22 protein-coding genes are annotated in these 22462 nt (G+C 66.0%); 5 read left to right on the top strand and 17 right to left on the bottom strand.

The features are described from left to right. Positions 1–36 precede the first annotated feature (36 nt). The 5 genes from VNN77_12600 to rnr all read left to right on the top strand — a co-directional run bounded on the left by VNN77_12600 (position 37) and on the right by rnr (position 5539). Positions 37–903 (top strand): 3-hydroxyacyl-CoA dehydrogenase NAD-binding domain-containing protein, encoded by an 867-nt coding sequence (locus VNN77_12600; GenBank protein HXG52228.1) that lies wholly within the window; start codon positions 37–39, stop codon positions 901–903. Further along, complete coding sequence (locus VNN77_12595; protein ID HXG52227.1) at positions 890–1639, top strand: 3-hydroxyacyl-CoA dehydrogenase family protein; 750 nt, start codon at positions 890–892, stop codon at positions 1637–1639. The genes VNN77_12600 and VNN77_12595 overlap by 14 nt, the downstream gene beginning before the upstream one ends. Continuing rightward, on the top strand, positions 1636–2838 hold the full coding sequence (locus VNN77_12590; protein HXG52226.1) for a thiolase family protein: 1203 nt from the start codon (positions 1636–1638) through the stop codon (positions 2836–2838). The genes VNN77_12595 and VNN77_12590 overlap by 4 nt, the downstream gene beginning before the upstream one ends. Before the next feature lie 66 nt (positions 2839–2904). Continuing rightward, positions 2905–3180, top strand: coding sequence for a DUF4911 domain-containing protein (locus VNN77_12585; GenBank protein ID HXG52225.1), 276 nt, complete (start codon positions 2905–2907; stop codon positions 3178–3180). Positions 3181–3373: 193 nt separating this feature from the next. Further along, positions 3374–5539 (top strand): ribonuclease R, encoded by a 2166-nt coding sequence (rnr, locus tag VNN77_12580; GenBank protein HXG52224.1) that lies wholly within the window; start codon positions 3374–3376, stop codon positions 5537–5539. 39 nt (positions 5540–5578) lie between these two features. Here rnr and VNN77_12575 read toward each other — a convergent pair whose 3' ends face one another. The 17 genes from VNN77_12575 to VNN77_12495 form a co-directional block, all read right to left on the bottom strand. After that, positions 5579–6793 (bottom strand): ABC transporter permease, encoded by a 1215-nt coding sequence (locus VNN77_12575; protein ID HXG52223.1) that lies wholly within the window; start codon positions 6791–6793, stop codon positions 5579–5581. 4 nt (positions 6794–6797) lie between these two features. Next, the gene (locus VNN77_12570; protein ID HXG52222.1) at positions 6798–7541 is read right to left on the bottom strand and encodes an ABC transporter ATP-binding protein; all 744 of its coding nucleotides are present in this window, start codon (positions 7539–7541) and stop codon (positions 6798–6800) included. Next, positions 7538–8824, bottom strand: a complete 1287-nt coding sequence (locus VNN77_12565) for an efflux RND transporter periplasmic adaptor subunit (GenBank protein HXG52221.1) — start codon at positions 8822–8824, stop codon at positions 7538–7540. The genes VNN77_12570 and VNN77_12565 overlap by 4 nt, the downstream gene beginning before the upstream one ends. Further along, positions 8821–9297 carry a hypothetical protein gene (locus tag VNN77_12560; protein ID HXG52220.1) on the bottom strand — a complete coding sequence of 159 codons (477 nt, stop codon included), beginning with the start codon at positions 9295–9297 and terminating at the stop codon, positions 8821–8823. Before VNN77_12560 ends, VNN77_12565 begins: the two co-directional genes overlap by 4 nt. Positions 9298–9339: 42 nt before the next feature. Continuing rightward, on the bottom strand, positions 9340–9813 hold the full coding sequence (locus tag VNN77_12555; GenBank protein HXG52219.1) for a pyridoxamine 5'-phosphate oxidase family protein: 474 nt from the start codon (positions 9811–9813) through the stop codon (positions 9340–9342). Between the two features lie 32 nt (positions 9814–9845). After that, positions 9846–10895 carry a type 2 isopentenyl-diphosphate Delta-isomerase gene (gene fni / locus VNN77_12550; protein ID HXG52218.1) on the bottom strand — a complete coding sequence of 350 codons (1050 nt, stop codon included), beginning with the start codon at positions 10893–10895 and terminating at the stop codon, positions 9846–9848. A gap of 19 nt (positions 10896–10914) precedes the next feature. Next, the gene (locus VNN77_12545) at positions 10915–11562 is read right to left on the bottom strand and encodes a UbiX family flavin prenyltransferase (GenBank protein ID HXG52217.1); all 648 of its coding nucleotides are present in this window, start codon (positions 11560–11562) and stop codon (positions 10915–10917) included. Continuing rightward, positions 11559–11939, bottom strand: coding sequence for a DUF120 domain-containing protein (locus VNN77_12540; protein HXG52216.1), 381 nt, complete (start codon positions 11937–11939; stop codon positions 11559–11561). The genes VNN77_12545 and VNN77_12540 overlap by 4 nt, the downstream gene beginning before the upstream one ends. Positions 11940–11982: 43 nt before the next feature. Beyond that, positions 11983–12756 carry an XdhC/CoxI family protein gene (locus VNN77_12535; protein ID HXG52215.1) on the bottom strand — a complete coding sequence of 258 codons (774 nt, stop codon included), beginning with the start codon at positions 12754–12756 and terminating at the stop codon, positions 11983–11985. Then, positions 12753–13148, bottom strand: a complete 396-nt coding sequence (locus VNN77_12530; GenBank protein ID HXG52214.1) for an XdhC family protein — start codon at positions 13146–13148, stop codon at positions 12753–12755. The genes VNN77_12535 and VNN77_12530 overlap by 4 nt, the downstream gene beginning before the upstream one ends. Before the next feature lie 29 nt (positions 13149–13177). Continuing rightward, positions 13178–14389, bottom strand: a complete 1212-nt coding sequence (locus tag VNN77_12525) for a VWA domain-containing protein (protein ID HXG52213.1) — start codon at positions 14387–14389, stop codon at positions 13178–13180. 1 nt (position 14390) lies between these two features. Then, positions 14391–15311 (bottom strand): MoxR family ATPase, encoded by a 921-nt coding sequence (locus tag VNN77_12520; protein ID HXG52212.1) that lies wholly within the window; start codon positions 15309–15311, stop codon positions 14391–14393. A gap of 24 nt (positions 15312–15335) precedes the next feature. After that, positions 15336–16169, bottom strand: a complete 834-nt coding sequence (gene yqeB, locus VNN77_12515; protein ID HXG52211.1) for a selenium-dependent molybdenum cofactor biosynthesis protein YqeB — start codon at positions 16167–16169, stop codon at positions 15336–15338. Positions 16170–16386: 217 nt separating this feature from the next. Then, the gene (gene gspD / locus VNN77_12510) at positions 16387–19044 is read right to left on the bottom strand and encodes a type II secretion system secretin GspD (GenBank protein HXG52210.1); all 2658 of its coding nucleotides are present in this window, start codon (positions 19042–19044) and stop codon (positions 16387–16389) included. 399 nt (positions 19045–19443) lie between these two features. After that, positions 19444–19899: a hypothetical protein gene (locus tag VNN77_12505; protein ID HXG52209.1), complete on the bottom strand. Its 456-nt coding sequence runs from the start codon at positions 19897–19899 to the stop codon at positions 19444–19446. Between the two features lie 358 nt (positions 19900–20257). Next, positions 20258–20899, bottom strand: coding sequence for a type II secretion system protein GspM (gene gspM / locus VNN77_12500; protein ID HXG52208.1), 642 nt, complete (start codon positions 20897–20899; stop codon positions 20258–20260). Further along, positions 20896–22449, bottom strand: a complete 1554-nt coding sequence (locus tag VNN77_12495; protein ID HXG52207.1) for a PilN domain-containing protein — start codon at positions 22447–22449, stop codon at positions 20896–20898. The genes gspM and VNN77_12495 overlap by 4 nt, the downstream gene beginning before the upstream one ends. Positions 22450–22462 lie beyond the last annotated feature (13 nt).

Here is a 22462-nt window from a genome sequence, read left to right as displayed (position 1 = left end):
TCCCCGGATCCGGCCGCCGGATTCGGACGATACGACATGACCGACAAGAAAGAAAAAATCGGCGTTCTGGGTGCCGGAACGATGGGGGCGGGAATCGCCCAGGTCGCAGCCCAGGCCGGTTTCCGAACCCTGCTTTACGATGTTTCGCAGGAGCTCGTGGACAAGGGACTGGAACGGATCCGGAGTTTCCTGGAGGGAAGCCGTGAGCGCGGCAAGCTCAGCGCGGAGCAGGAAGCGGAGATCCTGGGGCGGCTCGAAGGGAAGACCCGGCTCGAGGACTTCGCGGGGTGCGACCTGATCATCGAGGCGGCGCCGGAAAGGCTCGACCTCAAGCGGGACATCTTCAGGCAAGTGGACGGCCTTTGCGCCGAGACGACGTTGATCGCGACCAATACCTCTTCCCTTTCCGTCACCGCGATTGCGGCCGGGGCGCGGCACCCGCAGCGGATTTTGGGGTTGCATTTCTTCAACCCGCCGCCGCTGATGGCTCTGGTCGAGGTCGTCCGCGGAGAGCGCACCGCGCCCGAGACGGTCGAGCGCGCGACGGAGCTGGTGCGCCAGATGGGAAAGACCCCGGTCCGCGCCAAGGACACTCCCGGATTCATCGTCAACCGCGTGGCGCGCCCGTTCTACAACGAGGCGCTGCAAATCCTCGGCAGCGGCGACGCGCAGGTGGAAACGATCGATCGCGTCATGAAGGAGGCGGGCAACTTCCGCATGGGGCCCTTCGAGCTGATGGACCTGATCGGCATCGACATCAACTACGCGGCGACCGAATCGCTTTACCGCTCCTTCTTCGAAGACCCGAGGTTCCGCCCGAGCCCCCTCCAGCAGCGGATGATGATGGGCGGCCATCTGGGGCGCAAGACCGGCCGCGGCTTTTACGTCTATGACAAGAAATAGCGTCGTCGTCCTCGGCGAGAATCGCCTGGCCCAGGAGCTCATCGCGCTCGCGCGCGCGCACGGATGGGAGGCGTCCGCGGCGGCCGGTGCGGCATCCGTCGGCGCGGCGGTACCCCTGGTCGTCGACGCCGGGGCCGGAGATCTCCACCGCAAGAAAGCGAACGTGGAGCAGCTCGACGCCGTGCTCGGCGCCTCCTCGGTGATCGTCACTTCGTGCCTGAGCGCCTGCGTGACGGAGCAGGCCTCCGGGGCGGTGAAAAACCCCGCCAGGGTCGTCGGGTTCGCGACGTTCCGGCCGCTGAAGGAGAGAAAGCTGGTGGAGGTGGCGGGAGGGCTGCGCAGCGCCGAGACCGCGATCCGCGCGGCGGAGGACTTCTTCAAGGCGCTCGGCAAGGAGACCGTCCGCGTCAAGGATGCGGCCGGCCTGACGTTCCCGCGTATCCTCAGCCTGATCATCAACGAGGCCGCGCGCGCGCTGGAGGAAGGCGTTGCGGCGGCGGACGAGATCGACCTTGCCATGCGGCTCGGGGTCAACTATCCGAAGGGGCCGCTGCGCTGGGGCGACGAGATCGGCCTGGACGAGGTGCTCGCCGTTCTCGAAGGGCTGCTGCGGGAAACGGGAGACGACCGCTACCGGCCCGCTCCGCTCCTGAAGAAAATGGTCGCGGCAGGCTTCGTCGGAGAGACCGCGGGCAAGGGGTTTTATTCTTACCGCGACGGAGAGGAGCCCACATGAGAGAGGCGGTCATCGTCAGAGCCGTGCGCACGCCCATGGGACGTCACGGCGGCATCCTCAAGGACATCCGCACCGACGACCTCGCGGCTCACGTCATCGCCAGGCTGCTCGAGCAGAGCGGTGTCGACAAGGCGGAAATCGAGGACGTCTATTTCGGTTGCACGAATCAGGCCGGGGAAGACTCCCGTAACGTGGCGCGCAACGCCGCCTTGCTCGCGGGGCTGCCTTATACCGTTCCCGGCGTTACGGTGAACCGGCTGTGCGGCTCCGGTCTGGAGGCGATCGTTCAGGCCGGGCGGGCGGTCGAGACGGATCACGGCGATCTGTTCGTCGCCGGCGGGGTCGAAAGCATGACCCGGGGACCCTGGGTGATGGGAAAGCCATCGGTCGCGTTTCAGCGCGGCGACGTCACCGTTTACGACAGCTCCCTCGGCTGGCGTTTTCCCAACCCCCGCATGGCCGAGCTCTATTCATTGATCAACAACGGGGAAACCGCCGAAAACGTCGCCGACAAATACGGCATCGGCCGCAAGGAGCAGGACGAGTTCGCGCTGGGAAGCCATCAAAAGGCGATCCGCGCGCAGCAGACGGGGCGCCTGAAAGACGAGATCGTCCCGGTGGAGATCCCGCAACGAAAAGGAGCGCCGGTGGTGTGCGACAGGGACGAGGGGCCGCGCGCCGATACCTCCATGGAAAAGCTCGCGGCGCTTCCGCCCTCCTTCAGGAAGGGCGGAAGCGTCACCGCCGGCAACTCCTCGCCGCTCTCCGACGGCGCCGCGGCGCTCCTGATCGCCACGCCGCAAAAAGCCGAGCAGCTCAGGCTCAAACCGCTCGCGCGTATCATCGCGTCGGCCGCGGCCGGCGTCCACCCCGACTACATGGGCATCGGCCCGATTCCGGCGTCGCAAAAGGCGCTGCGCCGCGCCGGCTTGCGCATGGACCAGATCGACCTCGTCGAGCTGAACGAGGCCTTCGCGTCCCAGGTGCTGGCTTGCGTGCGCGAGCTGGAAATCGATCCGGCGAAGCTCAACGTCAACGGCGGCGCCATCGCGCTGGGCCACCCGCTCGGCTGCAGCGGCGCGAGAATCATGACCACGCTGCTTCACGAGATGCAAAAGCGCGGCAGCCGCTACGGCCTGGCGACCATGTGCATCGGCGTGGGCCAGGGAATCGCGACGGTCGTGGAGCGGCTCTCCTGAACCGCCCGCAGGGAAGCCGGCGATCCGAGACGGGGACCTGGAGAGCCCAGCCGGGTGCCGAGTCCGATGAAGCTCGAGACGATCTACCTCGAAACCCTCCCGGAGCATATCGCCTACGTCAAGTTCATCTTCGAGTCGTACGAGCACGTCGGCATCGTCCGCACGGTCGACCGCAGGCGCGCGGTTATCGTGCTTCTGGTGGTCCCCGATTTCGTCGAGACCGCCCGCCGGATCGTGGCTTCTTTGAAGAGCGAAATTCCTCTCGTCGAGCCCCCCGAACCCGTCGATTCTTCGGACGACTGGCTGATGAAAGAGCTCGACGACATGGAAAACGGCTTCTAGCTACTTTCCGGTTTCCAGTTCCTGCCGGTTCCCGGTTTTCGTTCGTGCCGGCCTTCGGCCCCCGGTCGTTCTCCTCGAAGCTCTGGGCGCGGCCTGAACGGAGCGCAGCGGTTGAACGGCTTGAACCGATCGAACGGTCGCCGAGAGCGGTCTCGCGGCTTGCAAAGCCCCGATCGCCGATAGATGCTTGAGTATGCCCGCGTTACCCGGATCGCAAGACCGCCCCTCCGCGCGGAACTCCGCGACGGAGAAAATCCTCGCCCTGTTCGCGCGCAATCCCAGGCTGCGGCTGACGCCCGCCGAGATTCAAAGACGCGGGGGTTTTGCGCCCAAGGATCTTCAGGCCGTCGTCGACGCCCTGAGAGCGCTCTGCCGCGAAGGACGGCTGGTGCGGCTCAAGAAAAACCATTATGCGCTTCCCGATCGCCGCCACCTGGTCGTCGGGCGGGTTCACGCCCACCCCGACGGCTACGGGTTCCTCATCCCCGAGGACAAAAGCATCGCCGATCTCTACCTCAGCCGGCGCGAGATGCGGCGGCTGATGCACGGGGACCGGGTCGTGGCGCGCGCCGACCGCAGGGAGCGCGCCGGCTTCGAGGCCCGCGTCATCCAGATCCTCGAACGCGGCCAGAAACGGGTGGTCGGGACCTACCGGGAGATCGACGGACGGCCTTTTGTGATTCCCATGGACGCCAGGATCGCGCCGATGATCTCGCTCCGGCCGTCGGCTCTCCGACCGCCGGAGGGGAAGGTGATCGCGGCGGAGATCGCGCGCTACGGCACCGCCTTCTCGGCGCCTGAGGCCGTTCTGGTCGAGATCGTGGGCGACGCCGACGATCCGGAGACCCACGTTCGTTCCATCGTCTACCGCTACGGCCTGAGCCCTGCGTTTTCGGAAGCGGCCCGGCGCGAGGCCGCGGCTTGCCGGTTCGAGATCCCGGCCCCCGAGATCGCGGCGCGGGCCGATCTGCGCTCGCTCGCGTTCGTGACGATCGATGGAGAGAACGCGCGCGATTTCGACGACGCGGTCCACGTCCGGAAAAAGGACGGGCGCTACGAGCTGTTCGTGTCGATCGCGGACGTCGCGTTTTACGTGCGGCCGCAGAGCGCGCTCGACGAAGAGGCCTACGCTCGGGGCACCAGCGTCTACTTTCCCGACCGCGCGCTCCCGATGCTCCCTGAAGTTCTCTCGAACGGGATCTGCAGCCTGAATCCCGGCGAAGACCGCTTGACCAAGACGGTCGCGCTGGAAATCGGTGCCAGAGGCGAGATCACGCGAAGCCGTTTCCTGAGCTCCGTGATCCGCAGCCGCGCCCGCATGACCTATACCGAGGTCGCCCGGATCCTCGGGGACGGCGACGCCGAGGCCACCGCGCGCTGCCGCGATCTGGTGGGGCAGTTCCGGCTGATGGAAGAGCTGGCGCTCCTGCTCTGCGAGCGGCGTCGGGCGAGAGGCAGCCTCGACTTCGATCTCCCGGAAGCGGAGATCGTGCTCGATCTCCAGGGAGTCCCGGAAAACATCGTCCGCGCCGAGCGCAACATCGCCCACCGGATCATCGAGGAGTTCATGATTTCCGCCAATGAGGCCGTCGCCCGCCACCTCACCGAGCATCATTTTCCGCTGCTGTACCGGGTGCACGAAGGACCCGACCCGCAGGCGGTCGAGGCGATCGCGCCGTTTCTCGCGAGCCTCGGCTACCGACTTCCCGTCAAGCGGGAGAAGCTCGCCCCCACGGAGGTGCAGCGGGTGCTCGAGGCCTGCCGCGGCAAGCCCGAAGAGAAGGTCGTCAACCACGTCCTGCTGCGCGCGATGAAGCAGGCGCACTACCAGCCGGAGAACATCGGCCACTTCGGGCTCGCTTCGACGTGCTACACGCATTTCACCTCACCGATACGGCGTTACCCGGATCTGATCGTCCACCGGATGCTCGAGCGCTTGCTGCAGGGCACCAGACTCAGGCCGAGCGAGCGCGACGAGCTCCTCCGCTACCTCGACGAGGCCGGCAGGCACACCTCGGAGCGCGAGCGCAACGCCATGGACGCGGAGCGGGAGATGATCGATCTCAAGAAGGCGCAGTTCATGATGGACAAGCTGGGCGAGGAATTCGCGGGCTTCATCACACGCCTCGCAGGCTTCGGCTTCTTCGTCGAGCTCGAGGACTACTTCGTCGAAGGCCTCGTGCGCCTCTCCACGCTGACCGACGACGACTACCACTATTACGAGAAGGAATACGTCATCAAAGGCCGCCGCCACGGGCGCAAGTTCCGCCTCGGCGACCGCGTCCGGATCAAGGTGACGCGCATCACCGCGTTTCGCGGGGAAATCGACTTCGAGCTGGTTTCGGGCCCGCCGCTCTGAGGCCGGCCTTTGCGGGCGGCTCGCCGAGGGCCGCGCCGCTCACTCGTACCGCAGCGCTTCGATCGGATCGAGGTTGGCCGCCTTTTTGGCCGGATAGAAGCCGAAGAAGACGCCGACCGCGCCGGAGAAAATGAAGGCCACGGCGACGATGTGGGGGCTGACGAGCGTCGGCCAGTGCGCCCAGCTCTTGAGGATCTGGGAGCTGCCGATCCCGAGGAGGATGCCGAGCAGGCCTCCGGTCGCCGCCATCACCACCGCCTCGACCAGGAACTGGAGCATGATGTCGCGCCCGCGGGCGCCCACCGCCATCCGGATGCCGATCTCGCGAGTCCGCTCCGTCACCGAGACCAGCATGATGTTCATGATTCCGATGCCGCCCACCAGAAGCGATATCGACGCCACGCTCCCCAGCAACACGGCCATCACGTGAGCGCTCGTCGAGGCGGCTTCCGCGATGTCGGAGAGATTGCGGATCGTGAAGTCGTCGTCGCGATCGGGACCGATGCGGTGGCGCTGGCGCAACAGCGCGGTGATCTGCTCCTTGGCTTCCTCCACGCGATCGGCGCTGACGGCCGAGACGATGATGCTCTGCAGGTGCGTGATGCGCATCAACCGCTTCTGCATCGTCGTGTACGGGATGAGGATGGTGTCGTCCTGATCGGTTCCCTGGCTGCTCTGTCCCTTGGGGCCGAGCACCCCGACGACCCGGAACGGGATGTTGCGGATGCGGATGACCGCGTCGATGGGATCGTCGTTCCCGAACAGGCTGTCGACGATCGTCTGCCCGATTACGGCGACCTTGGCGGCGTTTTCGACGTCCCCGTCGTTGAGAAAGCGGCCTTCGACCACCGGCCAGTCGCGGATCTGCTGATACTCGGGCGCCACGCCCTGAATCAGCGTCCCCCAGTTCAGGTTGCCGGCAACGGTCTGCTCGAAGCGGCGGAGCGCGGGCGAGGCGAAAGCCACCGCCGGGACCTCGCTCATGATCGCTCTGGCGTCCGCCTCGACCAATGTGGTGACCCCGCCGGCCCCGAACCGGACCCCGCCCTGGGTGACGGTGCCCGGGACGATCATCAGGACGTTGGTCCCGAGGCTCGCGATCTGCGCCCGGATGGTCGCTTTTGCGCCCTCACCGATCGCCACCATCGCGATGACCGCGCCGACGCCGATGATGATGCCGAGCATCGTCAGAAACGCTCGCAGCTTGTTGCGGCCGAGCGCGCGCAGCGCGATCCGGAACGTCATGAACCACATGGGGTCACTCCTTCCGGGCCTGGGGCGCTCCCCGGGTCTGGTCGCCGCCGGCAGCGGCCGCTGGGTTCTTCTGGTCTGCGATGATCACGCCGTCGCGGAAGACGACCCGCCGCTGCGCATATCCCGCGATGTCGGCCTCGTGCGTCACCAGGATGATCGTGATGCCCTGCTCGACGTTGAGCTTCTGGAAGAGCGTCATGATCTCCGCGCTGGTCGCCGAATCGAGGTTTCCGGTGGGCTCGTCGGCGAGGATGAGCGACGGCCGGTTGACCAGGGCGCGTGCGATCGCGACGCGCTGCTGCTGGCCGCCCGAGAGCTGGTTCGGCGTATGGTCGGTGCGCTCTTCCAGCCCGACGAGCGAGAGAACTTCCATCGCCCGCGCGCGCCGCTCCCGCCCCGCGAAGCCGTTGTACATCATCGGCAGCTCCACGTTCTCCAGGGCGCTGGTGCGCGGCAGCAGGTTGAAGCCCTGGAACACGAAGCCGATGCGCTTGTTGCGGATGTGCGCCCACTGGTCCGGGTCGAGCGAGCCGACCTCCTCGCCTTCGAGGAAATACCTCCCGCTCGTCGGCCGGTCAAGACATCCGAGGATGTTCATGAAGGTCGACTTGCCGGAGCCCGAGGAGCCCATCACCGCAATGAATTCCCCGCGCTCGACCGTGAGATTGATCCCCCGCAGGGCCGGCACCTCCACGTCCCCCATGCGGTAGGTCTTGTAAAGCTCCTCGACGCGAATGACCTCGCTCATCGAAAACCGAAACGCCTCGGCTGCGGCGGCGGCTGGAAGGGATTGGCGATGCCCGAAGTCCCGTTGGCGGCGCTCGCCATGGCGATGATGACGCGCTCGTTCTCCTTGAGGTCGCCGCTCCTCACCTCGGTTTTCGACCCGTCGGTGATTCCCAGCTCGACCTCCACCGGCTCCGCCTTCGCGCCTCTGAGAACGTAAATGCGGACCATGCGCGGCCCCCGGGGCCCGCCCCCCGCCCCCGAACGGCTGGTCCGGCGCGCCCCGACCCTCGGGGCGGCGCGGCTCTGCTCCTGCCTGAGCAGCTCCTGGGCCTGGTTCTTTTCCTCCGGCGGCCGGAAACGGATCGCCATGTTCGGGACCGTCAGGACGTTTTCCTGCCGGCTCACCAGGAACTGGACGTTGGCGGTCATCCCCGGCTTGAGCAGCAACTCCTTGTTGTCGATCCGCACCACCGCGTCGTACGTCACCACGTTTTGCACCACAGTGGGAGCGTTGCGCACCTGGTGCACCCGGCCGCGGAACCGGCGCGCCGGAAACGCGTCCACGGTGAAGGTCACTTCCTGGTTTTCGCGGATGTTGCCGACGTCGGCCTCGTCGACGTTGGTATGCACCTCCATCTTCGAGAGGTCGTTGGCGATCGTGAACAGGGTCGGCGCCTGGAGCGAGGCGGCCACTGTCTGTCCCACGTCGACGTTGCGCGAGATCACGATGCCATCCACCGGCGAGCGGATGACCGTGTTGTTGAGGTCGACGGTGGCCTGGTTCAACGCCGCCTGCGCCTGAGCCACCTGGGCTTTGTTCACCTCGACCTGCGCCGCGGCGGCGTCATAGGCCGTCTGGGCCGCGTCGAGCTCGCTCTGCGCGATCAGATCCCGGGCGCGGAGCTCGCGGTTGCGGGTGAGCGTCCGTTCCGCGTCCTGGAGGGCGACCTTGGATTTCTCGAGATTGGAGCGGGCGGCGAGCAAGTTGGCCTTCGCCTGGTCCACCGCGGCCCGGAACTTGTCCTGATTCAACTGGGCGACGACCTGTCCCGCCTTGACCCTGGTGTTGAAGTCCGCGAACAGCTTGTCGATCGTCCCTGAAACCTGGCTCCCGACCTGGACCGTTACCACGGCCTGGAGCGTCCCGGTCGAGGAGACCACCTGCGTTACGTTCGCCCGCTGCACCGGAACAGTCACGTACGGCGGCTCGTTGGGAGCTCTGCCGAAGCTCCAAAAGCCGTATCCCGCGACCGCCAGCAGCATCAGGCCGGCGGCGCTCAAAAGACGGCGGTGACGCTTCATTTCGCCTCGCGCAATCGATGGAACACCTTCAGGGCAAAGTCGCTTGCCTGCCGGTCCGCTTGACGCCGGTAGGTCATTCCACCCGTGATCTCCGCGTTCGGCTCCTGATCTTCCAGAAGCTCCTCGGTTTCGAGCCGAATCCGAGAAACCTGGGGCACTCCCTCCATCTCGTCGTCGAACCTCGCCACCCTTGCTTTGAGGTAGTAGTTGACCCCACGGTCCGTGATCATCAATGTGATCTTACCAGTTTTTCGGAGATTGTTCGCCGTGGAGCTGTTTTTCCATAGCGCAACGTCGACGGTCCGGGAGTCCCGGGCGACCACCTCGTAATACGACAGCAGCGCCGGATGCGGCCAGCCGGCGGGGTCCAGGGTAAAAATGGGAATGATTTTCCCCTCGTGCGCCGCGACCTCCCGACCGCTCAGCCGCTCGTAGAGCTCGGGCGTCAACTCTCTTCCGACAACCTTGGACATCTGGAACCTCGTTACTTTAGACGTCGGACCCCGCCCGGCGGGCTATTCTTCGACGAGAAGCTCCCGGCGGTTGCCGAATCCCTGCTCATTGTCGATGAAGAGGATCCGGCGCGGGGAAACGCGGTAGAATCGGACCTTCAGAAAGGCCCGGTAAAAGATCCCGCTTGCGGGATCGGTGAACAGCTTGATCACCTCCGGGTACTTGAGCGCGTAAACCGCCATCGCCCTGGCCTTCTCGGCCGCCGACTCGACGGGCGCGACGCTCCCTTCCAGCTGGATCCCCTTGATCGCGCGCCAATCACGGTAATCCTCCTGGATCGTAACCGCAACCCGAGGGTTCCGCGCCAGGTTCTCGCTGTGCCGGGTATCGGGAGCCGAAAAGAAATAAAGGCTCAGGCCATCGCTCGCGTAGAACACCGTCGCGGCCCACGGCACCCCGTCGGCGCACGTGGCCAGGGTCATCGTGTTGTGACTTTTGAGGTATTCGAGGATCTGCCGCTTCAGGTCCTCGGCCATGGCGCCTCCGTGACTTCCCCGCGGGGCGGTCTTCAAGCCCTCCGCACCAGGGGGGCGGCCTTCAGTGCCCGGAGGTTCCCGGCCCCGACGCAGAGCATGGCCACCTTGATCTCGCGGATGATGCCGCTGAGGAATTCGACCACCTTGTCGCTCGATTCCAGCGCCGCCGCGAGCAACGGCTGTCCCAACCCGGCGATGTCCGCCCCCAGGGCGATCGCCTTCGCGATGTCGAGGCCGCTCCGGATTCCTCCGGAAGCCACCAGCGGAATTTCGGGCACCGCCCGGCGCACCTCGACGAGAGCTTCCTCGGTCGGGATGCCCCATTCGACGAAGGTCGTCTCGAACGGCTGGCCGCGCCGCGCCGCCCTGGCCGACTCCACGGCGTACCAGGAGGTGCCGCCGCTCCCCGCCACGTCGATCGCCTTGACGCCGGCGTTGCGCAGCCGGACGGCCACCTCCCCCGAGATTCCGTTGCCTACTTCCTTGGCCATCACGGGAACCTCGAGCTCGCGGCATACGTCGGCGATCTTTTGCGTGAGGCCTCTGAAATTTCGGTTGCCTTCCGGCTGCACCGCCTCCTGGAGCACGTTGAGGTGAAGAATCAGGCCGTCAGCGCCGATCATCTGGACTGCCTTACGGCAGTGCTCGACGGTGTAGCCGTAGTTGAGCTGGACGGCGCCCAGGTTGGCGAGCAGCAGGATGTCGGGGGCCAGGTCGCGCACCCGGAACGAATCGGCGACCGCGGGCTGCTCGAGCGCCACCCGCTGAGATCCCACCCCCATGGCGATCCCGAGGCGTTCGGCAGCCGCGGCCAGGTTCCGGTTGACCGTGCCGGCCAGCTCGAATCCTCCGGTCATCGACGAGATGAGCAACGGCGCGCGGAGCCGCTTGCCGAGAAAATCGACGCTGAGATCGATCTCCTCGAGATCGAGCTCGGGCAAGGCGTTGTGAACGAAGCGGTAACGCTCGAAACCGGTAGCGAGGCGGCCGGCCGCCGTCTCCGCCTCCAGGCAAAGCTCGAGATGCTCTTTCTTCCTTCGCTGGGTCGGCGTCAGGTCTTTCTTGAGCCTCGGGCCGGGCATGGCCGAAACAACGAACGCGCTACCCCTCGACGTCGCGGCGCTTGCGGGCCGATGCCAGGGGCGGCGGAGCTCCCGCTTCCGGATGGCGGGTCATTCCTTCGTCGTCCCAACGGCGAAAAAGCTCGACGTCGATGTCGAACTGGTCGAGGACCCGGGTCACGGTCTGGTTGATGATGTCGTCGATCGTCTTGGGCCGATGGTAGAAGGCGGGCACCGGCGGAAAGATGACCGCCCCCATCCGGGTGAGGGTCGCCATCGCTTCGAGATGCCCCAGGTGCAGGGGAGTCTCCCGGACCAGCAGCACGAGCTTTTTTCGTTCCTTCAGCACCACGTCCGCGGCTCGCACGAGGAGATCGCCGCCCAGCGAGTGGGCGATCCCGCCCATCGATTTCATCGAGCAGGGCGCGATGACCATACCCTCGGTGCGGAAGGAACCGCTCGAGATGCTCGCGCCGACGTTGTTGATGTCGTGGACAACGTCGGCCATCGCTTCCACGTCCTTGGCGGCGTAGGGGGTCTCCACCTGGATGGTCATCCTGCCGGCTTTGGTCAGCACCAGGTGGGTTTCCACGTCCTCGACCTTGGCCAGCACCTCGAGGATCCGCACGCCGTAGATCGCGCCGGTCGCCCCGGAAATACCGACAATCAATCGCCGCTTCCTTTTCAACGCGTGAACTCCAGAATCAGCCGGTCGCCGTCGCTAACTCCCAGCGCGTCCTTCAGCCTGAGCGGCGCGACGACCTCGATTTTGTCCTCCGGGTACCCCTCCACCTCCGGCACCAGCACCGCGGCCGCCGGCGCCGCGCGCTCCCCCGCCCGGATCTCCACCCGGTACAACCGTGCCGCGCAAAAGCCCCGCTCTCCGGGAAGGAGCGGAATACCCGCTTCCTCCCGCACCGCCCGCCACAGCCGGCGGTCGGCGGCCGAAACCGGGCGGAGGTTCAGCGTGGCCGGAAACGGGGTGAATCCGAGCCTTTCCTCGAGCGCCGCCCGGACCCAGTCCAGGGCCATGAACTCGGCCGCCCGCCCGAGGTCGGAAAAGATCTCCCCGGTGACCCTGCGCGGACCGGCCGTTGCGCTCGCCCTCCTATCGGCCAGACAGGGAAGCGGCGCTGCCTCCCCGCCTCACCTTTACGATCTCCGCCAGGATCGACAGCGCGATCTCGGCCGGCGTTTCGGTCCCGATGTCGAGACCGATCGGCGCATAGACGCGCTGGATCACTTCTTCGGCGATCTTTTCTTCGTCCCGAAACCTCTGGAAGCAGGCTTTGATGCGCCGGCGGCTGCCGATCATCCCGATGTACCTGGCGGGGCTGTGGATGATCTCGCGGAGGCACGGCTCGTCGTACTTGTGCCCCCGCGTGATCAGCACGATGTACGTCGAGGGCGTGATCGTCATCTCTTTCAGCATGCGCGCCATGTCGCCGACCAGCACCTCGTCGGCGTCCGGAAAGCGCTCGCGGTTCGCGTACAGCAGCCGATCGTCGATGACGATCACGTAGAAATCCAGGATCTTCGCCATCCGCACCAGCGGCAGCGCGATATGGCCGGCGCCCACCACGACGAGCTTGGGGGGTGCGGGCATCACCTCGAAAAAGACGTGGAGCCTGCCTGCGGTCTCCGGAACCGCGAGTTCCACGAGCTTCGACTTTTCCGCCCTGAGATGAACGTCCGCTTCGGCGACGATCGATCGCACGATGCCCGGCTCGCCGATGGTCTCGGCCACGACGCGGCCGTCGCGCACCAGGCATTTAGCGCCCGGCGCCACGCGGCCGTCGCCTTCGACCTCGATCACCGTGGCGAGCACGGCCGCGGCGTTTTCTTCGCTGATCCGGATCAGCTCGCTCGTGAGCGAACTCATGAAGCGTTCGCGGCCTCCTCGTCGCGCTCTTTCCACCACGGGTCGATGAAGACGTTCATGATCCCGCCGCAGACCGCCGGGCTGTCCGAAGAAATGTCGTCGGTCAGATCGATGCGGACCATGCGGGGTTTACGGGTCCGGATCACCTCGATCGCCTCGCGCTTGACATCCGCCTCCCCGCAGCCGCCGCCGATGGTTCCCAGGATCTCGCCCCAAGCGGTCACCACCATCTTCGCCCCTACCTCCCGGGGGGTCGAGCCCTTGGTCGAAACGATCGTCGCCACCGCGACGGTTTCGCCCTTGTCCAGGAGCTCCTTGACCTGATGGTATACCGATTCCCGCTTCTTGACGTCGGTGTTGGGATCGTCGTAACAGGTTCCTTGGCCTGCCATCTTTCTCCTCCCCCGATCGGGTCCGTTCTCTAAGCCACCATTTTCTGCAGCGTGCGTCCGAGCCGCACGAGACTGTCCACGTTGTGTGCCGACAGGAAAAAGTCGATGTAGGGCAGCGCCGCCTGCATCCCCTTGCACAGCGGCTCGTAGTTCTCGCTCGCCAGCAGCGGGTTGAGCCAGATGACGGTGCGGCAGCGGCGCTTGAGCGCGCGCATCTCGGCTTCGAGCAGGCCGACGTCGCCGCGGTCCCAGCCGTCGCTGATGATCACCGTCACCGTCCGGTGCGTCATCATCGACGGTGCGAAGTGGCGGTTGAAGGTGTGCAGCGAGCGGCCGATGTTGGTGCCGCCCGACCAGCCGAGAACGCTCCCCGAGATCTTCTCCAGCGCGTTGCCGATATCCTTGGTCCGGATCAGGTGCGTGATGCGGCTGAGCGAGGTGCTGAAGACGAAGGTTTCCACGCCCCACAGCTCGTTCTGCAAGCCGTACATGAACTGGATGAGAAAGCGGCTGTAGCAATCCATCGAGCCGCTGACGTCGCAGAGCAGCACCACCCGGGTCTTCTTGACGCGCCGCTTGCGGTTGACCAGCTCGACGACCTCGCCGCCGTACTTCATGCTGCGGCGCAGCGTCCAGCGCGGGTCGACCGTCGCGCCGCGGCGGGCGCGTTTTTTCCTCCGGCTGATCTGCGTGGCGATCTTGGTGGCGATCAGCAGAATCGCGCGGGCGATGGCCCGGCTTTCCTCGATCCCCATTTCGCTGAAGTCCTTCTGGTTGAGGGATTCCTGGGGACTGTAAGCCGGGACGGAAATCTCCTCGAGAGGCTCCCGGGGGCTGTCTTCGCGGGCGAAACCGTCCGCCAGCGCCTCCTCCAGCCCCTGCTCCTCGCCGCCGTCGCGCCCGCCGGACTCCTGGGGTTCGCCCTGGGTCTCGAGATCCTCCGGGTCGACCTTCTCGTAGCTCTGCTCGCGCCAGAAGCAGTCGAAGGCCAGGTCGAAAATCGGAAAGTCTTCCTTCTGCGAGATCAGGTTGGCCCGCAGCAGCGCCCGGAAATCGCCCCGATCGGCGATATCGATCAGGCGGACCGCGCGCGCGGCGTCGATCACCTGGCTCAGGCCGATCTTCACGCCGAGCTGCTTGAGCACCCGGGCGAACGACATCAGGTTGGCGAGCGTTCCGTGCCCGCGGACGGAGCTGTAGCTGTTGACGGCTGCGGCGACGGTTTCGCGCGTGATTTCCATTCTAGCCCGCCAGCTCCGGAGCCGCCCGCAGCAACGCTTCGAGATTGAGCTGCCGGGCGTCGATCTGCTCGCGCAGGTGGTGCAGGTCTTCCCGGTACTTGAAGACGCATCCCATCGTCTCGACCACCGTCTTGTCGTCCAGCCCCCGGCGGTTGAGCGCGATCAGCGCGGCCGCCCAGTCCAGCGTCTCGGCCACGCCCGGCCGCTTGTAGAAATTCATCTCGCGGACCTTTTGCATGAAGGCGCAGATCTGCCGCGCCATGAGCGACTCGATCTCCGGGAACTTGGTCGTGATGATCTCGTACTCTTTTTCGAAGCTCGGGTACTCGATCCAGTGATAGAGGCAGCGGCGCTTGAGCGCGTCATGGATCTCGCGCGTCCGGTTCGAGGTGAGAAAGACGTACGGGCGGTGCTTCGCCTTCAGGGTGCCGATTTCGGGAATCGTGATCTGGAAATCCGACAGCACCTCGAGCAGGAAGGCCTCGAACTCCATGTCGGCGCGGTCGATCTCGTCGATCAGCAGCACCGGCGGGTTGGCGCCGTCGCTCTGGATCGCCTCGAGGAGCGGCCGTTTGACGAGGTACTCTTCGGTGAAGATCTCGGTTTCCACGGCTTCCTTGTCGCCGTGGCCGACCTCCTCGAGCTTGATGCGCAGCATCTGCTTCGGGTAGTTCCACTCGTAGAGCGCCGTATTGGCGTCCAGCCCCTCGTAGCACTGCAGGCGGATGAGCTTGGCGTCGAGCACCTTGGCCAGCACCTTCGCGATCTCCGTCTTTCCGACCCCCGCTTCCCCTTCGAGCAGGAGCGGTTTCCCCATCACGAGCGAGAGGTAGACCACCGTGGCGAGCGAACGGTCGCAGATGTATCGTTCGCTTCGGAGGATTTCCTGGATTCCTTCGATGCTGAGCTGTTCCGGTTTCACGTGACCTCGCTGTGTGCTTTGGCGTTACGCGCCTGTTGGGCGGGAGGTTTGCGAGCTCCGAGCGGCGTGCAGGATCGCTTCCAGCACCCCTCCCGCGATCGCTCGAGCCTTGTCGGAAATCAGATAACAATATCCCCTTTCGTGGCGGGGATCAACGTCGCCGGCCTTGATCCCGGAGGGAACCCGTATGCCGCTGCGCAGCAGTCCCCGAAGCATGCCGGAGATCTCGGCCGCGATCGGAGCTCCGTCGACCTCGCCGACCGTCTCGCCCGCGCGCACCGGATCGCCGATCTCGCGCAGCGCGGTGAACCTGCCCGCGCGCGGCGTCCGGAGCACCCGTTTTTCTCCGTGACCGTCGACCGGCGCCGGCACGCCGGTATCGGGCTGCGCGCCGCCGCTCCAGATCACGCGCCCGAGATGGTGACCGCGGTTGCTCTCCACGACGGCGTGGACGTCCCCTCCCGCCGTGAAACCGGGTCCGACGCCGATGACGAGGGGCGCGTCCGAAACCGCCGTTCCCGTGTTCCGCTTCGCCATGATCGCGTCGACGAGCACCGCCGGCCGGATCTCGCGGCGAATCGCTCCCTCCGGATCCACGAACAGCGGAATTCCGCCCTCGCTCCAGACCCGAAAAGCCTCCTCCGGGGTGGCGACCCTCACGGCCTGAACCCCCTCGACCGTCTGCCGGCCGTCGTAAACCGCCTCGGCGAATGCCACCGTGCGGCGCACGGCGGTCGGCGCCGCAACCTCTGTGATCAAAACCCGGAAATGGCATTGATACAGCCGGTGAGCGATCCCGGTGGCCATTTCCCCGCCCCCGCGGATCAAGACCGGCCCGTCGATAACGCCGTCTCTCATGCGGCTGATCTCTCGATCAACATCATAACAGAGGCGCTGGAGTTATGAAAATACGGCGTATCGACCCGTCATATCAGCCCAGCACCGCCACTGACACCTGGAAGACACCCGGCGCCGGGTTACATCGTGAACGACGCGGTGATTCACCGGGGTTACATTCTCAAATGAGTTGACGGGTGCGGCCCCGCGCAAGGGGAGGGCAGAACGGCCGCGAAATTTACCGGGTGAGAACCAGGTAGGTCTCCGGGATCCTCTCGTTGGACCTGAGAGTTTCCTGCAGCGCGAGAGCTTCGGAGCGGCTCGACGGCTGACCGACGCGTACCCGATACCAGGTCCTGCCGCCGACCTCGGCGCTCACCACGTGGACGTCGTAGCCTTTTTCCCTCAGTTTGCGGGCGGCAATTTCCGCCTCCTTCTCCAAGGCGAAAGAGGCGACCTGAACCACCCAGCGCTGATCGGAGCGCGCCTGAGCGTTGCCGCCGGGCTGAGCCGGGGCCGGCCGCTTTGCTTGCGGCGCCGCCCGAACGCTCGTGACTTTCGCTCCGCTCTGCACGCTCGATCCGGGCTCGCTCCGCCTCCCGACCGCGGCCGACACCGCCGACGGCCCGGCCACGGCTCGGCCCTCGATCGGCGGGCCGTCGGCTGTCCTGGCTGATTGCTCGAGAGGCGCCGCCGCCGGTTCTTCAGGGAATCGCTCCGCTCGCTCGGCGGCCGCCGGGCTCTCTTCCGCCGGCGCGGCTCCCGGAGCCTGCGGTGTCGGGAATGCGGAAGCCGCCGGCTCGCCCTTCTTGAGCCTTTTCTCCTCCTCCAGACGCCGCTGCTGCTCCAGCCGAAGCTGCTCCCGCTTTTTCTCCTCGCGCTCCCGTTCGGCGCGCATTCGCTCCAGCTCGTTGCGAATGGCCGACAGCTTGTTTTTGAAGCTTTCGGAAACCTGCTGCGACTCGTTGCGGTTGCGGATCACGTGGGGCGTGATCAGCATCACCAGCTCGGTGCGCCGGACCGTATCGGTCGTCGTGCCGAAGAACCGGCCGAGCACCGGGATGTCCATCAGGTAGGGAACGCCGGCCCGCTCGCGGGACTTGTTCTCGGCGATGATTCCGCCGATCGCCAGCGTATCGCCGTCCTGCACCACCGCCGTGGTTTCGGCTTGCCGTGTGTCGAAGGACGGGAACGAGTCGTTCTCGTTGCCGATCACGACGTTGGCGCCGCGCTGGCTCACCTCGACGAGCACCTGGAGGTTGACCAGGCCTTGGGAGTTGACCTGGGGGATGATCGTGAGAATGCGGCCCGTGTTGCGGTACTGAATGGTGGTGCTGGAGGCCACGGTCCCTACCGCTCCGGTAATCGTTCCCGTGGCCACCGGCTCCTCGCTTCCGACCTGGATACGGGCGGGGCGATTGTCGGTGGCGAGCACGGCCGGCGAAGAAAGGATTTTGACCCGGGAGTCCGACCTGAGGGCGTTGATGAACGCGCGCACCGAGCCCGTTCCGATCACGCCGCTCACCCCGAGCGGGAACGACGTGAGGCCGCCGCCCTCCGGCGGCGCGGGCAAAATTCCGCCGAGAATCGATCCTCTCGAGCCGAACTCGCGGTTGAAAATCCGCACGTCGCCGCCCTTCCTCAGGATCTCGTAATCCACGCCGAACGTCTCGTCGTCCGAGAGCGTCACTTCGGCGATCAGGGTCTCGAGCAGCACCTGCCGGGGAACCACGTCGAGCTCCTTGAGGATGTTTCGGATGTTCTGGAATTCCTGCGCCGTGCCGTAGATGATCAGCGAGTTCGTCGCCGTGTCCGGGACGATGCGCAGCTGCTCCTCGGGCCTGGCTCCCGGCGCGCCTGGGGCCGAAGGCGTAGGCGGACGGGGAAGCCCGGGCGGGACCGCTGGCGCGGGTGGTTGCGCCGACGCTCCCGGCTGCGCCGGTACGGTGGCGTACGCCCCGAAGGGCTGGGTCTGAGTGGAGGTCGGAGCGGTCGTTGAAAGACCGGACGTTCCGGGCCGCTGAAACCCGGATTGCCCCATCCCGCCCGCCGGAGCGGAACGATGGAGGTCCTGGAGGGTTTTCGGGGGCGCGCCGCGGGAGACCACCGGCTGCCCGAGCGCCTGCGAGAGAACTTCCGCCAGCTCGCTCGCCTTGCCGTTTTCGACAGGGTAAATGAAAATTCTTCGGCCCGGACCCTCGGCGACCACGTCGATGCGCTCGAGCCAGCGCTTGGCGTAGCTCCACGCGGCTTCGCTGTGGCTGATCACCAGCAGCTGGTTGATCCTCGGAAGAGCGATGAACTGCGCCGCAAAATTCTCCGTTTGCGGCGCCGAGGCGGCAAACGACTGCATCACCTTGGTCATCTCGGCCGCCAGCTCCTCGGCGCTCGCCACCTTCGGCTGGTAGATCTCCATGCGCGTGCCGGCGAACACCTGAGCGTCGATGGTCTCGGCGATCTCGACGAGCCGCTGGATGTTGGAGGGAAGGTCGACCAGGATGAGGAAATTGCCCCGGGGATAATCGATGATCTCGCCGCCGGGCGCGAGAAACGGCGTCAGCAGCTTCTTCATCTCCGCCACGGAGAAAAAGCGCACCGGAAGCACCTGGATCGAAAAGCTGTCCTCGCGGCTTTGCCCGACGGGCCGCGCCAGTCCTTTGCCTTCCTTGATCGGCATGATGCGGTAGACGTTCCCGGTGCGGACCGCCACCGCCCCGTTCATCCGCAGGACCTGATGGAAGATCGGCAGCAGATCTTCGCTGCGCAGCGGCTCGGCGCTGTGGATCGTGACCGTGCCCTTTACCTCGGGATCGATCGTGTAGGTGAGCCTGAGGTGCTGCGCCAGGATATGGATGATCTCCACCAGATCGGCGCGGTTGAAGTTGAGCGACACCATCGCTCCTCCTCCCGGAGCCACGGGGGGAGGAAGGAGCTTTCGTTCTGGCGGTGTCGGACCGCCCTGCGGCGGCACCGCGGGAGAAGGCTCCGGTCCCGGACCCTGCCGGGGCTGGGGCGCAGGCACGGTCTGCGCCGCGGGCTCCCCCTGCGGTTGAACCGTCTGCCCCGGCTGCGCCGCTGGACGGGGCGGGAGCGGGAGCCTGCGCGGAACCGCCGGGCGCTCCCCCTGATCGGGTTGCGGACCCGTTTGTGCGGGAGCTTGTGCGGCGTCGGCATAAGGCTGGGGACCGGGCGGCCGGACCGGCGACGACTGCTGGGCAACAGCGGACGTGCAGGCAACGAGATAGCTGAGAGCGAGCAGGCAGATTCCGGATTTCCCGCGCATTCGAGCTCCGCTTTATGGATTCGGCGACGGTCGGGGAGGAAGCGGCAACCGCTCCCGCCGGGGCAGGTTGGGCACGGGCCGGGGGCCGGCTCCACGTGCGGGGGGTTGGCCGGCGACCGAAGGCTTCGGCGCCGCCACCGGCTCGTCCTTCCTGAAATAGTCGAGCGCCAGCTCCACCCGGGTTGCGCCCTTGGTGAAGACCACTCGCTTCTCGCCGACGTCGGTCAACCGAAACCCCTCGATGTCGTCCCCGACCTTGGCGCGGATCAGCTCTCGGGGCTGTGCCGATCCCCCGCCGGGAGCGGATGGTCCGGGGTCGGCCAGCACCGCGTACCGCTGGGCCCCCAGGATCGCGGTTCCCAGAAGCACCATGTTGCGTACCCGCTGAAACGAACGCGAGCTGAGCTCGGCTTCCCTCGTCCTCCCGGCACCCCTCTCAGGATCGAAAAGATTTCTACTGATGATCACGTCCGTGGCCACTGTCTGGGGCTTCGCCGCGCTCTCAGGGGAGCTCGGCTCGGAGGCGGGAGCCGCTGGGGCAACCGGTTTTGGAAGATCCCAGGGGCCGGCCCACCAGAGCCAGTAAACCCGGAAGGCCACCAAACCCACGGCTGCCGCAAGAAGCGCCGTAAGCAATGAAGATCGCGTAAGAATCTACCGCTCCTCCGCTTCAGCGTGTCCGAAAAGGGTCACAATTTACCCTGATTCGCACCGTGCGTCAAATTTTAGTGCCGGCGAGCCGCTTGTCGATTTCAGTGCCGGCCGAGACGCCCTCTATTATAGTTTTCGCCGCAACTTTAGTAACCAAAAATTTCCCGGCCCGGGCTCAACCCGGCGCCGACCCGGGCTTTTCGCCGGCAGCGGGCCGCGGGCGGGCAAAACCCGCAACCGTCAGGCTCACCCTGAGGTTCTGCACAGCGGCCTGAGCGGCCACTCCTTGAGGCTGAGGCACTCCAATCGGGCGAAACAGAGACCGGATGTTGATTTCGTCGACCACAAGCATTCGCGGTGAAGCCTCGATCCCTCGGATGAGATTGGCCACCTGGTCGATCTGTCCCCCGATCTCCAGCTGGATGGAGATCTTGGAAAGCGTGCCGCTCGTCTCGGGGTTCAGCACGCGGGTGGTGATTACCTGCACTCCCTCCTTGGCCGCGAGGGCCTGGACCGTCTCCTGGAGGTCCGAGGCGTTGACCGAGGGCGTGTCGCCCGACAACAGACGCGGCTCCCGGCTCTTGATCTCGTTGCGCGCCGCTTCCAGCGCCGCCAGCAGCTCTTCCTTCCTGGCGATATAGCGGAGGTTTTTCTCCAGCAGCTGCGGCTGGGCCTCCAGCTGCGTTTTGATCCAGTCGCGCCGCTCGAGAAACGGCCCCACGATCAGATAGCGGGCAAGGGCGACGATGATGATCGCGCCCGTCGCTAGCACCAGCCCTCGCTCTCTACGGGACAGCCTCTGCCAGAGCTTCGTCATGGCTTGCGCACCTGTCCTTTGGGCTTTTCGAGCTCGGCCTTGAGCGAGAACGTCTCGCGGTTGTCGCGGCCGCGATTGGAAGGGGCGTTGAAGCCCACGTTCTCGAAAAGCGCCGACTTCTCCAGAACGGGAATCAAGCTCGAGGCGTTCTCCGCATTGCCCTGGATCTCCAGGCTTCCCGCCCGGTAGCGAAGATTGGAAAGATAGGCGTTCGTTGGAACGACCCTGGACAGCTCGTCGAGCACCCGGAGGACCTCGCCCTTGCGCCGGTCGATGTCCGCAAACAGCTCCAGCTCCTTGCGCGCCTGCTCGAGCTGCTTTTCCTCGCGGCGCAACGCATCGACCGCGGGCTGAAGCCTCCGGTTTTCCTTTTGAAGCTGGCGCACGCGAAGCTCGTCCTTGATCGGATAGCTCACGCCCCACGCCAGACAAGCCAGAGCCAGCAACCCGGCGAGCGCTCCGTTCAACAGGGAAAACCGGCTGGCGCCGCGCTGCCGCGCTCCCTCTCCGCCGACCACGTTGACCCCGAAGGTCGCCTCGCGCACGCCGCGCAAAGCGGCCCCGACGGCGGGGACCGCGTCGGGATCGCGAATCGGCTTTCCGCCCGTGAGCCTGCGGTTTCCGGCCGCCACCAGATCTTCCTGAGGCGGAGGATTCTCGACGAACTCGGACAGCAGAGCAGCGGTCGAGCCCCAGCGGTACAGCTTGACCGAAGGGTCGAGACATTCTCTCAACAGCTCTCTGCCGACGGCCCGGCTCCAGTCCGCGTCGGGCAGCCGGTGCGAGAACGTGATCCGACGCGTCGGCTGCCAGGCACCCGGGTCCGCGCGCAGGCCGACCATCTGGCAGCCGCCGTCCAGCCCGCCGATCACGGCGAACGCGCCGGTCGCTTCCGGATTGCAGAAGGTCAGGTAGTTGGCCAGCGCAGTGGTGGTCGTCTCCACGCCGTCGGGCACGATCCCGAACGAGCCGAGGACCTCGAGCGTCGTGGAAAGATTTTTTTTCGGGATCGCGAACAGATAGACCGCGAACCTGTCTCCGCGCCTTCCCAGCGGGAGGAAGTCGTAGAAAACCTCATCGCGGGGAAACGGCAGCTGGCGCTCGATCTCGTACTCGAGAACCTGACGGAGATTTTCCTCCGCAACCCGCGGCAGCAAGATCGGCTGGACGATCGCCTGGTCCTCGGGGACGCAGATGTAGAGGGAGTCCTTGCCCGCGCTGAAGTGCGGCAGCAGGGAAAGCAGCGCCTGGCGCAGCGCCCGCTCGCGCGAGTCCCCTTCCGCCTTCAGCGCGATCTCGCGAACGTCCTCGGCGATCCAGCCGGTCAGTTCCGAGATCGCCTGCCGGCCCTCCGCCGCGGCGAGCTCCCGTTTTTCCTCCTGCAGCAATGCGACTCTCTGGAGATTTTTCCGCAGGCGTGCGAGAACCACGTGGTCGCGGGTGATGTAGAGCCCGACGCTGCGCAGGAAGTCGGCGCGCGACAGCTCGCGCAACCAGCGCGGGGGAGACGGCAAGCTCGCCGCCCCGATGTTCATCTGCAATTTGCGCATGGCTTACCCCCAG

The sequence above is a fragment of the Candidatus Zixiibacteriota bacterium genome, assembly GCA_035574315.1.
In the GTDB taxonomy this organism is placed as follows: domain Bacteria; phylum Desulfobacterota; class Binatia; order UBA9968; family UBA9968; genus DATLYW01.
Note: the sequence above shows the minus strand (reverse complement) of the source record. Positions and strands in the feature narration are given on the sequence as shown.